General features: G+C 67.8%; 10 protein-coding genes. 7 read left to right on the top strand and 3 right to left on the bottom strand.

Annotated features, from left to right (window positions below; translation table 11 throughout):
- Positions 1-41: 41 nt before the first annotated feature.
- The 3 genes from CBM2586_RS08780 to def are packed head-to-tail and all read left to right on the top strand — an operon-like array spanning position 42 to position 4,099.
- Positions 42-1,409: a cell division protein ZipA C-terminal FtsZ-binding domain-containing protein gene (locus CBM2586_RS08780; RefSeq protein WP_115687257.1), complete on the top strand. Its 1,368-nt coding sequence runs from the start codon at positions 42-44 to the stop codon at positions 1,407-1,409.
- A 12-nt stretch (positions 1,410-1,421) separates the two neighbouring features.
- A complete protein-coding gene (gene ligA, locus CBM2586_RS08775; RefSeq protein ID WP_115661981.1) occupies positions 1,422-3,551 on the top strand; it encodes an NAD-dependent DNA ligase LigA in 2,130 nt (709 codons plus the stop codon).
- Between the two features lie 14 nt (positions 3,552-3,565).
- Positions 3,566-4,099 (top strand): peptide deformylase, encoded by a 534-nt coding sequence (gene def, locus CBM2586_RS08770; RefSeq protein WP_115661982.1) that lies wholly within the window; start codon positions 3,566-3,568, stop codon positions 4,097-4,099.
- A gap of 137 nt (positions 4,100-4,236) precedes the next feature.
- Here the strand turns inward: def and CBM2586_RS08765 are convergent, their stop codons facing one another.
- From CBM2586_RS08765 to map, 3 genes are all read right to left on the bottom strand, one after another.
- Complete coding sequence (locus CBM2586_RS08765; protein ID WP_115661983.1) at positions 4,237-5,994, bottom strand: pseudouridine synthase; 1,758 nt, start codon at positions 5,992-5,994, stop codon at positions 4,237-4,239.
- A gap of 22 nt (positions 5,995-6,016) precedes the next feature.
- Complete coding sequence (locus CBM2586_RS08760) at positions 6,017-8,599, bottom strand: [protein-PII] uridylyltransferase (protein ID WP_115661984.1); 2,583 nt, start codon at positions 8,597-8,599, stop codon at positions 6,017-6,019.
- A 77-nt stretch (positions 8,600-8,676) separates the two neighbouring features.
- Positions 8,677-9,495, bottom strand: a complete 819-nt coding sequence (gene map / locus CBM2586_RS08755; protein WP_111517873.1) for a type I methionyl aminopeptidase — start codon at positions 9,493-9,495, stop codon at positions 8,677-8,679.
- 334 nt (positions 9,496-9,829) lie between these two features.
- On the opposite strand from map, the gene rpsB reads away from it, so the two are divergent.
- The 4 genes from rpsB to frr all read left to right on the top strand — a co-directional run bounded on the left by rpsB (position 9,830) and on the right by frr (position 13,448).
- Entirely contained in the window at positions 9,830-10,573 is a 744-nt protein-coding gene (gene rpsB, locus CBM2586_RS08750) for a 30S ribosomal protein S2 (protein ID WP_012352954.1), read from the top strand.
- Between the two features lie 282 nt (positions 10,574-10,855).
- Positions 10,856-11,734 carry a translation elongation factor Ts gene (gene tsf / locus CBM2586_RS08745; RefSeq protein ID WP_115661985.1) on the top strand — a complete coding sequence of 293 codons (879 nt, stop codon included), beginning with the start codon at positions 10,856-10,858 and terminating at the stop codon, positions 11,732-11,734.
- A gap of 301 nt (positions 11,735-12,035) precedes the next feature.
- Entirely contained in the window at positions 12,036-12,746 is a 711-nt protein-coding gene (gene pyrH / locus CBM2586_RS08740) for a UMP kinase (RefSeq protein WP_012352952.1), read from the top strand.
- 141 nt (positions 12,747-12,887) lie between these two features.
- A complete protein-coding gene (gene frr, locus CBM2586_RS08735) occupies positions 12,888-13,448 on the top strand; it encodes a ribosome recycling factor (protein ID WP_115661986.1) in 561 nt (186 codons plus the stop codon).
- Positions 13,449-13,480: the final 32 nt, after the last annotated feature.

Raw genomic sequence — 13,480 nt, 5'->3', positions numbered from 1 at the left:
TACCGTGCTGTAACCAACCGCGGCGCTTTGGAGACTGCAGCATGAAGCTCAACATGGACCTGCAGACCGCGCTGATCGTCGCCGGCCTGGTTTTCGTGGTGCTGGTGTTCGGCTACAACCAGTGGCAGATTCGCAAGGCGCGCCGCCCGCGCGAGCTGCGGCCCGAGGACGACCTGCCGCCGATGCGCGAGCCGGTGGTCGGCCAGAGCACCACGCCGGAAACCGCCGCGCGCCTGCACGAGGCCGCCGCCGAGCAGCCGCCGCGGCGCGAGCCGACGCTTGCCCAGGCAGCAGCCGGCGCCGGGGCGGCCGCCGTGGCCGGCAACAACCACGCCGCTGCCGCCGCTGTCGCTGCGGCCAGCACCGCCGATGCCGACGAGGCCGTCGCCGAGGAAGTTGCCCTGGCAGCGGCCGCGACGCGTGCCGCGGCCGATGAGGCGGACCAGGCCGATGCGGTCGAAGCCGGCATGGCCCCGGCACCCGCCCCCGCGGTTGCCGCCACACCTGCACCTGCACCTGCACCGGCGCCGGCGCCGGTGCAGGGGCCGGTCGCCGCCGTGCCGGATGGCCAGCCCGCACCGGCCGTGGTCGACCCGCTGATCGACTGCATAGTGCCGCTGCATCTGGAGCGCAAGGCCTCCGGCGACCGCATCCTGCCGCTGACCGGCCGGCTGCGCCGCGCCGGCACCAAGCCGGTCCATATCGAAGGCCTGCGCGCCGAAGCCAACGCCTGGGAGCCCGTCACCGCCGGCCATCAGTACGAAGACCTGCAGGTCGGCGTGCAGCTGGCCAACCGCGGCGGCCCGCTCAACGCGCTCGAGTTCTCGGAATTCGTCACCGCGGTCGAGTCGCTGGCCGAATCGCTCGACGCCTCGGCCGACCTGCCCGACATGGGCGAGACCGTGGCCAACGCGCGCGAGCTCGACGGCTTCGCCGCCGCTTGCGACGTGCAGCTGGGCGTCAACGTGATCTCCGACGGCGCGCCATGGTCGGCCGCCTATGTGCAGAACGTGGCGACGCAGGACGGGCTGGTGCTGTCGCGCGACGGCACCCGCTTTATCCGCTACCAGGCCAATGCCGAGGGCGTGCAGCGCCCGCTGTTCACGCTGCAGTTCGGCGACACCAACTTCCTGCGCGACGATCTCACCGTCAAGGCCGGCCGCCAGATCACGCTGCTGCTCGACGTGCCGGTGGCCGACCAGGCCGCCAAGCCGTTCAAGACCGTGTGCGAGTACGGCCATACGCTGGCGCAGCGCATGGGGGCGCAACTGGTCGACGACAATATGCGGCCGCTCACCGAAGCCTCGTTCGTCGCCATCTTCACCCAGCTCGAAACGCTGTACCAGAAGCTGGAAGCACGCGGCATGCCGGCCGGTTCGCCGGTGGCGCTGCGCCTGTTCAGCAACTAGCCGGGGCCTGCCATGACCGCAAAACACCGCGGCGCGCAGGCAGATGCCTCCGCGCCCGCCGGCGCCTTGCCGGCCGACGCCGCGGCCAGCCGCGTGGCCTGGCTGCGCGAAGAGCTGGACCGCCACAACCACCAGTATTACGTGCTGGACGCGCCCACCATTCCCGATGCGGAATACGACGCGCTGTTCAGCGAACTGCTGGCGCTGGAGCTCGAGCATCCCGAGCTGCAGGCCCCGGACTCGCCCACCCAGCGCGTGGGCGGCGAGCCGCTGGCAGGGTTCGATTCGGTGCGGCACCGCGTGCCGATGCTGTCGCTCAACAACGCCTTCGCCGACGACGACGTGCTGAACTTCGACCGCCGCTGCGCGCAGGGCCTGGGCCGCAGTGCGCCCGCCGCGGGCGAGGCCGACCTGTTCAGCGCCGCCGACGCGGTCGAATATGCCTGCGAGCTGAAGTTCGACGGCCTCGCCATGTCGCTGCGCTATGAAGACGGCCGCCTGGTGCAGGCCGCCACCCGCGGCGATGGCGAGACCGGCGAGGACGTCACCGTCAACGTGCGCACCATCAAGGCGATTCCGCTCAAGCTGCGCGGCCAGGCGCCCGCGGTGCTGGAGGTGCGCGGCGAGGTCTTCATGTTCCGCCGCGACTTCGACAAGCTCAACGCGCGCCAGGCCGAGGCCGGCGAGAAAACCTTCGTCAACCCGCGCAATGCCGCCGCCGGCAGCCTGCGCCAGCTCGATCCGCGCATCACCGCGCGGCGTCCGCTGTCGTTCTTCGCCTACGGGCTGGGCGAGCTGCAGGGGGTGGAGCGGCCGCCGACCCACAGCGCCATGCTCGACGGCTTCGCCGCGCTGGGTTTGCCGGTGTGCAAGGACCGCGCGGTGGTGAAGGGAGCGCAGGGATTGCTCGATTTCTACCGCGATATCGGCAAGCGCCGCGACGACCTGCCCTACGACATCGACGGCGTGGTCTACAAGGTCAACGCGCTGGCCGAGCAGGAGCGCCTGGGCTTTGTCTCGCGCGCGCCGCGCTTTGCGCTGGCGCACAAGTTCCCGGCGCAGGAAATGACCACCATCGTCGAGGACATCGAGGTGCAGGTCGGCCGCACCGGCGCGATCACGCCGGTGGCGCGGCTCAAGCCGGTGTTTGTCGGCGGCGTGACCGTGACCAATGCCACGCTGCACAACGAGGACGAGATCCGCCGCAAGGACGTGCATGTCGGCGATACCGTGATCGTGCGCCGCGCCGGCGACGTGATCCCGGAAGTGGTCGCCGTGGTGACCGAACGGCGCCCGGCCGATGCCCGCGCCTTCGTCATGCCGAGCGCCTGCCCGGTGTGCGGCTCGCATATCGAGAAGCTCGAGGACGAAGCCATTGCCCGCTGCACCGGCGGCCTGATCTGCGCGGCGCAGCGCAAGCAGTCGCTGCTGCATTTCGCGCAACGGCGCGCCATGGATATCGAAGGCCTGGGCGACAAGCTGGTCGAGCAACTGGTCGACCAGGGCATCGTGCGCACGCCGGCCGACCTGTACAAGCTGGGCGTCGCCAAGCTGGCCGCGCTCGAGCGCATGGCGGACAAGTCCGCCGCCAACCTGGTCGCGGCGATCGACAAGTCGCGCGCGACCACCATGAACCGCTTTATCTTCGCGCTCGGCATCCGCCACGTCGGCGAGGCCACCGCCAAGGACCTGGCCAAACACTTCGGCAAGCTGGATGCGCTGATGGCGGCCGACGAAGCCGCGCTGCTCGAGGTCAACGATGTCGGGCCGGTGGTGGCGCAGTCGATCGCCAACTTCCTGGCCGAGCCGCACAATGTCGAAGTCATCGAGCAACTGCGGGCGGCCGGCGTACACTGGGCGGAAAGCGAGCCGGTGGCCAGGGCGCCGGCGCCGCTGTCGGGCAAGACCTTTGTGCTGACCGGCACACTGCCGACGCTGTCGCGCGAAGACGCCAAGGAGTTGCTGGAAGCCGCCGGCGCCAAGGTGGCCGGGTCGGTTTCGAAAAAGACCGACTACGTGGTCGCCGGTGCCGAGGCCGGCAGCAAGCTGGACAAGGCCGAGGCGCTGGGCGTGCCGGTGCTGGACGAGGCCGGCATGCTGGCGCTGCTGGCGCAGGCCGGTGCCGCGCCGGACGGGCAATAACCGGGAATACAACCATGATCCGCGAGATTCTCAAGATGGGCGATGCGCGCCTGCTGCAGGTGGCGCGGCCGGTGGAGCGCTTCAACACGCCGGAGCTGCGCACGCTGATCGAAGACATGTTCGACACCATGGACCACGCCAACGGCGCGGGCCTGGCGGCGCCGCAGATCGGCGTGGACCTGCAGGTGGTGATCTTCGGCTTCGACCGCAATCCGCGCTACCCGGAAGCGCCGACCGTGCCCAAGACCGTGCTGATCAATCCGGTGCTGGAAATGCAGTCCGACGAGATGGAGGACGGCTGGGAAGGCTGCCTGTCGGTGCCGGGCCTGCGCGGCGTGGTGCCGCGGCACCTGCGGCTGAAGTACAGCGGCTACGACCTGATGGGCAACCGCATCGAACGCGTCGCCGAGGGCTTCCATGCGCGCGTGGTGCAGCACGAGTGCGACCACCTGCAGGGGATTCTTTATCCGATGCGGATCAGGGATTTTTCGAACTTCGGGTTTACCGAGATCCTGTTTCCGGATTTGCCGGCGAACGGCGACGATTGACGGCGCAGAATGACCTCTGGCCTGCTCTTCTCTCCCGCTTGCGGAAGAGGGAGCACACCGGCGGTAGGGAAATGAGGGTGTGGCGATTTGCCAAAACCCATCAAAGAAAGCGGCCGTCCCGGCCGCTTTTCTTTTTATCAGAACTTCTCGAACTGCCCCAGGAACCTCCACTTGCCCGGCGGCAGATCCCCCAGCACCACCCGTCCCATACGCACGCGCTTGAGGCCCACCACCTGCAGCCCGACCTGCTCGCACATGCGGCGGATCTGGCGCTTGCGGCCCTCGCGCAGCACGAAGCGCAGTTGCTCTTCGTTCTGCCAGCTGACCTTGGCCGGCCTGAGCGGCACGCCGTCGAGCGACAGGCCGTGGCGCAGCAGTTCGAGGTCGTCGGCGGGGAATTCCGCGCTGATGTTGCGCTCGACCGGCCCGTGCGGCGAGTGCCAGACCACGCGCACCAGGTATTCCTTCTCGACGGTCGAGTCCTCGCCGATCAGCGCGCGCGCGACGCGGCCGTCCTGCGTCAGCACCAGCAGGCCGGTGGAGTCGATATCGAGGCGGCCGGCCGGCGCCAGGTTCTTGCGCTGCCACGGCGCGAAGCGCTTGCGCGTGGGATCGCCTTCCCACTGGTTCTCGGGGGCAAACAGCGCCGCGGCGGGCTCGTAGCCGTCCTCGGCCTGGCCCGAAACGTAGCCCACCGGCTTGTTCAGCAGCACGGTGACGCGCTCGCCTTGCTCGGAACGCGCTTCCTGCAGGATCTCGATCTCGGCGTCGGGGCGGATGCGGCTGCCGAGTTCGGTCACGGGCTTGCCGTCGACCAGCACCCAGCCGCGCGGGATCCATTCGTCGGCCTCGCGGCGCGAGCACAGGCCGAGTTCGGACATGCGCTTGGACAGCCGTACCAGGCCGTCGTCGTGGGTGGACTCGTCGCGGACCGGGGCAGGCTTTTCCTGGCGCGCGGCCGGTGCGTGCTGGCGTGCCGGGCCGGCAGTGCGGATACGGTCGGCCGCGTCGCTGAAGCGGCGTGCCGGCGCCGTGCCTTCGCGGCGGCGTTCGCCCGACGGCGCGGGGCGCGGGCGCTTGTCGTCATCGCCATGGCGGCGCGGACGCGAGTCGGCATTCTCGAAGCGGCGCGGGCGGTTTTCGTCGTCGCCAAAGCGGCGCGGGCGAGTGTCAGCGCCTTCGAAGCGGCGCGGTCGCGCCTCGCCACGATCGTCGCCAGTGCGGCGCGGACGGTTGTCGTCATCGCCGAAGCGTCGCGGCGGACGCGCTTCGCTGCCTTCGAAGCGGCGCGGGCGCGCTTCGGCGCGGTCACCGCCGGTGCGGCGCGGACGGTTGTCGTCGTCGCCGAAGCGTCGCGGCGGGCGCGCTTCGCCGCCTTCGAAGCGGCGCGGACGCGCTTCGCCGCGGTCATTGCCAGCACGGCGCGGACGATTGTCGTCGTCGCCGAAGCGTCGTGGCGGGCGCGCTTCGCCGCCTTCGAAACGGCGGGGACGGGCTTCGCCACGGTCATCGCCAGCACGGCGCGGACGCGCTTCGCCGCGATCGTCGCCATAGCGGCGCGGACGGCTTTCGTCGTCACCAAAGCGCCGCGGCGCACGCGCTTCGCCCTCGGGGCGTCGTGGCCGCGCCTGGCGCTCGCCGTCAGCGGGGCGCGGCGGGCGCGGCTTGCGCACGTCGCCGCCGGCTTGCGCTTCGCCTGGCGCGCGGCGGCCGGCACTCTTGCCACCATCACTTTGCTGCGCGCGCTTGATGCCTTCGGTCACGGCCCGCACGCGGTTACGGTTCAGGTCTGAAACCCGCACCGGGCGGTTGCCGCCCTTGCGCGCGGCCGTGCCGGTTTCGCTGGCGGCCTTGATGCCTAGCGTCTTGCGCTTCGGCGAATTGCTGTCGGTCATATGTTGATGCTGCCCGCCCGCCTCAGATGGCGAGGGCGGCGAGCAAGTCCTGTTCAAGCTGAATCTGCAATCGGTTGTCGGCGGCCAGGCGGCTGCCGTCTACCAGGAACACGTCTTCGACGCGTTCGCCCAGGGTGTTGATGCGTGCCGTGTGCACGGACACGCGATGCCGTGCCAGTACGCGGGCGATGGCGTACAGCAGGCCGGTGCGGTCGTTGGCGGACAGCGACAGCAGGTAATACTGGCCGCGCTCGTCCGGGCGCAGGTCGACGCGCGGCTTGATCGGGAAGCTGCGCGACTGGCGCGACAGCCGTCCTTGCGTGGGCTCGGGCAGCGCGCCCTGCAGGCGCAGCCGCTCGCACAGCTCATGCTCGACCAGCGCGATGATGTCGCGGTAATTGCCGCCATCGCCGGCCATGCCGGGATCGGTGACCTGGAACGTATCGAGCGCGTAGCCGTGGCGCGTGGTGTGGATCTTGGCGTCCTGGATCGAGAACGCCTTGCGCTCGAAATAGCCGCAGATGCGCGCGAACAGGTCGGGCTGGTCCTTGATGTAGACCGCCACCTGCAGCCCTTCGCCGGCCGGCGACACGCGCGCCTTGACCACCGGCACCGGGCTGTCGACCTTGTTGTAGAGATGGCGCGTGAGCCAGGCGATATCGTGCGAATCGTGGCGCAGGAAGAAGGCCACGTCGAGCTGCGCCCACAGCGACTTGCCCAGCGCCGGATCGAACGCCTTCAGGCGCAGCTCCGAGATGGTGTCTTCCTTGCGTTGCGACCACAGCGAATGCGAGTCGACCCGGGCGCCGCCCAGCACGCGCAGCGTGATGTGGTACAGGTCTTCCAGCAGCTTGCCCTTCCAGGCATTCCACACCTTTGGGCTGGTGCCGCGGATATCGGCCACGGTCAGCAGGTAAAGCGCGGTCAGGTAGCGTTCGCTGCCGACCACTTCGGCAAAGGCATGGACCACGTCCGGGTCGGTCAGGTCCTGCTTCTGCGCGACGTGGCTCATGGTGAGGTGGTGCTCGACCAGCCAGCAGATCAGGTCCGCGTCTTCGCGCGCGATGCCGTGCTGCTTGCAGAAGCGGCGCGCATCGACGGTGCCGAGGCGGGAATGGTCGCCGCCGCGGCCCTTGGCGATGTCATGGAACAGCGCCGCCACCCACAGCACCCAGGGCTTGTCGAAACTGGCCATCAGCTGGCTGCAGAACGGGAACTCGTGGGTGTGCTCGACGATGGCGAAGCGGCGCATGTTGCGCACCACCATCAGGATGTGCTGGTCCACGGTGTAGACGTGGAACAGGTCGTGCTGCATCTGGCCGACGATGCGGCGGAAGTTGATCAGGTAGCGGCCCAGCACGCTGGTCTGGTTCATCAGCCGCAGCGCATGGGTGATGCCCTGCGGCTCCTGCACGATGGCCAGGAACAGCCGGCGGTTCTCGGGGTCGTTGCGCCAGCGCGCGTCCATCACCGTGCGCGCGTTGTAGAGGCCGCGCAGCGTGCGCGGCGCCAGCCCCTTCACGCCGGGCGTGCGCTCGTACAGCAGGAAGGTTTCGAGGATGGCGTGCGGGTCGCGCTCGTAGATGTCGTCGCTGGTGATCTCCAGCATGCCCTGGCGCTCGACGAAGCGCTCGTTGAGCACGCGCGTCACCTGCGACTCGCTCGGGAACAGCATCGCCTCGATATTGAGCAGCAGCACGCTGTTGAGCTGGGTCACCGCCTTGGCGGCCCAGTAGTAGCGCCGCATCAGCTGCTCGCTGGCGCGCTTGTGGGCGTTCTGGCGGTAGCCGAAGGCCTCGGCCAGCGCGGTCTGAAGGTCGAACACCAGCACGTCCTGGCGGCGTCCGGCGACCAGGTGCAGGCGCGCGCGGATGGTCTTCAGCAGGCGCTCGTTGCGGGCCAGCTCCTGCGCTTCGCGCTCCGTCAGCAGGCCCTTCTCGAACAGTTCCTTCCAGCTGTCGCCGAGGCCCGCGGCCTTGGTCATCCACAGGATCACCTGCAGGTCGCGCAGCCCCCCGGGGCTCTCCTTGCAGTTGGGCTCGAGCGCGTACGGCGTGTCCTGGTACTTGGCATGGCGCTGGCGCATTTCCAGCAGCTTGGCCTGGAAGAACGCCGCCGGGTCCAGGTCGGCCTGGTAGCGGCCGCGCAGCGCCTCGAACAGCTTGGGGTTGCCGGTCAGCAGGCGCGCCTCGAGCAGCGAGGTCTGGATGGTGACGTCCTGGCGCGATTCGCGGATGCAGTCATCGACCGTGCGCACCGCCGAGCCGATCTCGAGGCCGAGGTCCCAGCACAGGCCGATAAAGCGTTCCAGCTTGCCCGCGGTATCCCGGTCGGGCTCGGCCGGCAGCAGCAGCAGCACGTCGACGTCCGAGTACGGGAACAGTTCGCCGCGGCCGTAGCCGCCCACCGCCACCAGCGCCGCGTCGGCGGGCATCGCCAGCCCGCGCCAGGCCTCGCCCAGCGCGGCATCGACGGCGCGGCGCAGCCGCGTGGTCAGCGTGCCGGCATTGGCGCTGATGCTGAAGTCCGCAAACAGCGCCTGCTTGTCGGCTTTGAGCCGGTCGCGCACGCGCGCGGCCAGCAGCAGTTCCGGCGTGGTGTCCATGGAGAGGGCGGAAGGGTTGTTGGGCACGGCTGGAAAAAGAAGGGCGCCCGGTCAGGCGCCCTGGCTTCTGCGCGGCGTCAGGCCGCCACGGAATCGGTAATGAAGGCCGGCGGCGCCGGGGTGCCGGCGGACACCGTCAGTACCTCGTAGCCGGTCTCGGTGACCAGCACCGTGTGCTCCCACTGTGCCGACAGGCTGCGGTCGCGGGTCTTCACGGTCCACTGGTCGGGCATGGTGCGGATATCGCGCTTGCCGGCGTTGATCATCGGCTCCACCGTGAAGATCATGCCGGCCTTGATCTCGGCGCCGGTGCCGGGACGGCCATAGTGCAGGATCTGCGGGTCTTCATGGAAGTTCTTGCCGATGCCGTGGCCGCAGTATTCGCGCACCACGCTGTAGCCGGCGGCCTCGGCGTGCACCTGGATGGCGTGGCCGATATCGCCCAGGCGCGCGCCATGGCGCACTTGCGCGATGCCCTTCCACATGCACTCATAGGTTACCTGCGCCAGGCGCTTGGCCAGGATCGAGCCCTCGCCGACGATGAACATGCGGCTGGTGTCGCCGTAATAACCATCCTTGGTGATGACGGTGATGTCGAGATTGACCGCGTCGCCGCTCTTGAGCACCCGCTCGCCCGGAATGCCGTGGCAGATCACGTCGTTGACCGAGGTGCAGATCGCGCCGGGGAAGGGCGGGTAGCCGGGGGGCGCATAGTTCAGCGGCGCCGGCACGGTGCCCTGCACGTCGCGCATATAGGCGTGGCACAGGCGGTCGAGTTCGCCGGTGGTGACGCCGGGCTGCACGAAGGGCGTGATGTAGTCGAGGACTTCGGAGGCAAGGCGGCAAGCCACGCGCATGTGGGCGATGTCTTCGGCCGTGTTCAGGTAAATGCTCATGCTGCGTCGCCAGAAAAGTGATGGCGGGGCCTCTGGCCACGCCGGAAAAGAAGGATCAAAGTGGGATTATCGCACCATCGAGGGCGGATCGCAGCCTGTTCCAAGTCGTCCGGAAGCGGGCGCCAGTGGCGCAAGAGGTCGGGGCGGCTTGAGCGGGCGGCGCTTTTGTTGCTAGAATAGCGGGCTGACCTGGTTGCGCTGCAGCAATTGCGCCGGCCGGTTCGGTTTTTGGCAGGGCCCTTCCTGCCGCTTGAAATCGCTGGCCCGCCTATCCGGGGTGTTCCTTTTCAGGAATGTCGGGGCGGGCTTCAGACCTAACCCTTTGGAGATTTACATGTCCGTGACCATGCGCGAAATGCTGGAAGCCGGTTGCCACTTCGGCCACCAGACCCGCTTCTGGAACCCGAAGATGGCCCCCTTCATCTTCGGCCACCGCAACAAGATCCACATCATCAACCTCGAAAAGACGCTGCCGATGTTCCAGGACGCCATGAAGTACGTGCGTCAGCTGGCGGCCAATCGCGGCACCATCCTTTTCGTGGGCACCAAGCGCCAGTCGCGCGAAATCCTGGCTGAAGAAGCTGGCCGTGCCGGCATGCCCTACGTCGACGCCCGCTGGCTCGGCGGCATGCTGACCAACTTCAAGACGGTCAAGACCTCGATCAAGCGCCTGAAGGACATGGAAGCTGCCAAGGAAGCCGGCGCGCTGGAAACCATGAGCAAGAAGGAAGCGCTGATGTTCGAGCGCGAGATGATCAAGCTGGAAAAGTCGATCGGCGGCATCAAGGAAATGGGCGGCGTGCCTGACGCGATTTTCGTGGTCGACGTCGGCTACCACAAGATCGCCGTGACCGAAGCCAACAAGCTGGGCATCCCCGTGATCGGCGTGGTCGATACCAACCACTCGCCGGAAGGCATCGATTACGTGATCCCGGGCAACGACGACTCGAGCAAGGCCGTGGCCCTGTACGTGCGCGGCGTGGCTGACGCGATCCTGGAAGGCCGTGCCAATGCGGTGCAGGAAGTCGTTGAAGCCGCCCGCGGCGACGACGAATTCGTCGAAGTGCAGGAAGGCTGAACGCCTCCCGGCCTGCTGCTGAAAGGAACCCGATAGCGCGCACGTCAACACACGACAGGCAGGCATCGCCTGCCGCCCGGCACGCCGGGCAGCGCGCAGGGCGCAAGCCGGGGTACTTCGGCAGCAGGGAAAAAAGGGGGCACATCTGGCGCCCCCTTTTTTCGAATTTGAATTGTTGTCATCCGCCGCAGGCAAGATCTGCCGCGGGTGCGCTGAAGACCCACCGACCGGGTGCCGCGGGCGACTGCCGGCAGCCGGCGCGAACCATTCAAGGAGTGACAAATGGCGGCAATTACCGCAAGCATGGTTGCAGAACTGCGCGCGAAGACCGACGCGCCGATGATGGAATGCAAGAAGGCCCTGACCGAGGCCGACGGCGACCTGAACAAGGCTGAAGAGCTGCTGCGCGTCAAGCTGGGCAACAAGGCCAGCAAGGCCGCCTCGCGCGTGACCGCCGAGGGCGTGGTCGCTTCTTTCATCGACGGCACCACCGGTGCGCTGGTCGAACTGAACTGCGAGACCGATTTCGTCTCCAAGAACGACGACTTCCTGGCGTTCTCGGCCAAGGTGGCCGAACTGGTCGCCAGGCAGAACCCGGCCGACGTGGCCGCGCTGTCGGCGCTGGAAATCGACGGCGTGAGCGTTGAAGCCACCCGTACCGCCCTGATCGGCAAGATCGGGGAGAACATGACGATCCGCCGCTTTGTGCGTTACGCCGACGGCGGCAAGCTGGTTTCGTACCTGCACGGCACCCGTATCGGCGTGATGGTCGAGTTCGACGGCGACGAAGCCGCCGCCAAGGACGTCGCCATGCACGTGGCCGCGATGAAGCCGGTGTCGCTGTCGGCCGAGCAGGTCCCCGCCGACCTGATCGCCAAGGAGCGCAGCATCGCCGAGCAGAAGGCTGCCGAGTCGGGCAAGCCGGCCGAGATCGCCGCCAAGATGGTCGAGGGTTCGGTGCAGAAGTACCTGAAGGAAGTCTCGCTGTTCAACCAGCCGTTCGTGAAGAACGACAAGCAGACCGTCGAGCAGATGCTGAAGGCCGCCAACACGACCGTGAAGGGTTTCACCCTGTACGTCGTGGGCGAAGGCATCGAGAAGAAGCAGGACGACTTCGCCGCTGAAGTGGCCGCCCAGGTGGCCGCTGCCCAGAAGGGCTGATGTCAGGGGCGCGCCGGCCGGCCCGCTGTGGGCTGGTCCGGGCGCCTATAATGCCGCAGGGGCGCCGCAAGGTGCCCCTCTGCATAAGTAGTGCGGCACGGCGCAGCCGGCGTTGCACTGCAGCAGTCCGTTTCCGCGGTGGTCCGGTTCCGGCCGGGGCACCCCGAAAACCGGCTTTCCTCCTGCCGGCGGCACGATGACCCGTGCCGCCGGTGCCAAAACATACGTCCCAGTGTGTCTCAACCGGGTCGACTCGACCGAGTCGGCTCAACCGAGCGAACTGCTCCTTCCGAGGGTGAACATGCCAGCCTACAAGCGCGTCCTTCTGAAACTGTCCGGTGAAGCCCTGATGGGCGACGATGCCTTCGGCATCAACCGCTCCACCATCGAGGCGATGGTGAACGACATTGCCGAGATCGTGAAGCTCGGCGTGCAGGTGGCGGTGGTGATCGGCGGCGGCAATATCTTCCGCGGCGTCGCCGGCGGCGCCGCCGGCATGGACCGCGCCACCGCCGACTACATGGGCATGCTGGCCACCATGATGAACGCGCTGGCGCTGCAGGACGCGATGCGCCACGCCAACATCGAAGGCCGCGTGCAGTCGGCGCTGCGCATGGACCAGGTGGTCGAGCCCTATATCCGCCCGCGCGCGATCCGCCAGCTGGAAGAGGGCAAGGTCGTGATCTTCGCCGCCGGCACCGGCAACCCGTTCTTCACCACCGACACCGCGGCCGCGCTGCGCGGCTCCGAGATCGGCGCCGAGATCGTGCTGAAGGCGACCAAGGTCGACGGTGTCTACACCGCCGACCCGAAGAAGGATCCGAGCGCCACGCGCTACACCACCATCAGCTTCGACGAAGCCATCTCGCGCAACCTGCAGGTGATGGACGCCACCGCCTTCGCGCTGTGCCGCGACCAGAAGCTGCCGATCAAGGTGTTCTCGATCGTGAAGCCGGGCGCGCTCAAGCGCGTCATCCTGGGCGAGGACGAGGGCACCCTGGTGCATGTGTGATCCCCGTCTCTGAGCTGCATCTGTGAGTCCGGTAACGGATGCCGCGCCGCGGCGCTGGTATCCAGACGGGCAAAGAGTAGAATGATTCATTTTCGATCCCCACCAGAGGGGATCTTGGTTGGCTGATTTCCGGAGGTAAAAATGAGCGTCGCCGACACAAAGAAGAGCGCCGAGCAGAAAATGCAGAAGTCGATCGAAGCCTTCAAGGCCGATCTGGCTAAGATCCGCACCGGCCGTGCCCATACCGGCCTGCTCGACCACGTTCAGGTGGATTACTACGGCTCGATGGTGCCCATCAGCCAGGTGGCGGCGATCGGCCTGGCCGACGCCCGTACCATCACGGTGCAGCCGTGGGAAAAGAAAATGGTGGGCGCGGTCGAGAAGGCCATCCGCGATTGCGACCTGGGCCTGAACCCGGCCACCATGGGCGAAGTGATCCGTGTGCCGATGCCGGCACTGACCGAAGAGCGCCGCAAGGAGCTGACCAAGGTCGTGAAGGGCGAGGCCGAGGGTGCCAAGGTGGCGGTGCGCAACCTGCGCCGCGATGCCAACGAGCAGTTCAAGAAGCTGGTCAAGGACAAGACCATTTCCGAGGACGAAGAACGCCGCGGCCAGGACGAGGTGCAGAAACTGACCGACAAGTACGTGGCCGAGATCGACAAGATGGTCGCCGAAAAAGAGAAGGAGATCATGACGGTCTGACGCCCGTCCCGGCCTGGCCGGGACTGTCAGCG

Origin of the sequence: Cupriavidus taiwanensis, from assembly GCF_900250115.1 — a bacterium.
GTDB classification, from domain to species: domain Bacteria; phylum Pseudomonadota; class Gammaproteobacteria; order Burkholderiales; family Burkholderiaceae; genus Cupriavidus; species Cupriavidus taiwanensis_B.
This window is presented reverse-complemented; position numbering and strand designations above follow the sequence as displayed.

Excerpts from the sequence above, each read along its gene's own strand:
- pyrH (WP_012352952.1), top strand. The coding sequence starts at position 12,036 with ATGCCAGCCTACAAGCGCGTCCTTCTGAAACTGTCCGGTGAAGCCCTG.
- def (WP_115661982.1), top strand. The coding sequence starts at position 3,566 with ATGATCCGCGAGATTCTCAAGATGGGCGATGCGCGCCTGCTGCAGGTG.
- CBM2586_RS08780 (WP_115687257.1), top strand. The coding sequence starts at position 42 with ATGAAGCTCAACATGGACCTGCAGACCGCGCTGATCGTCGCCGGCCTG.
- CBM2586_RS08760 (WP_115661984.1), bottom strand. The coding sequence starts at position 8,599 with ATGGACACCACGCCGGAACTGCTGCTGGCCGCGCGCGTGCGCGACCGG.
- rpsB (WP_012352954.1), top strand. The coding sequence starts at position 9,830 with ATGTCCGTGACCATGCGCGAAATGCTGGAAGCCGGTTGCCACTTCGGC.
- frr (WP_115661986.1), top strand. The coding sequence starts at position 12,888 with ATGAGCGTCGCCGACACAAAGAAGAGCGCCGAGCAGAAAATGCAGAAG.
- ligA (WP_115661981.1), top strand. The coding sequence starts at position 1,422 with ATGACCGCAAAACACCGCGGCGCGCAGGCAGATGCCTCCGCGCCCGCC.
- CBM2586_RS08765 (WP_115661983.1), bottom strand. The coding sequence starts at position 5,994 with ATGACCGACAGCAATTCGCCGAAGCGCAAGACGCTAGGCATCAAGGCC.
- map (WP_111517873.1), bottom strand. The coding sequence starts at position 9,495 with ATGAGCATTTACCTGAACACGGCCGAAGACATCGCCCACATGCGCGTG.
- tsf (WP_115661985.1), top strand. The coding sequence starts at position 10,856 with ATGGCGGCAATTACCGCAAGCATGGTTGCAGAACTGCGCGCGAAGACC.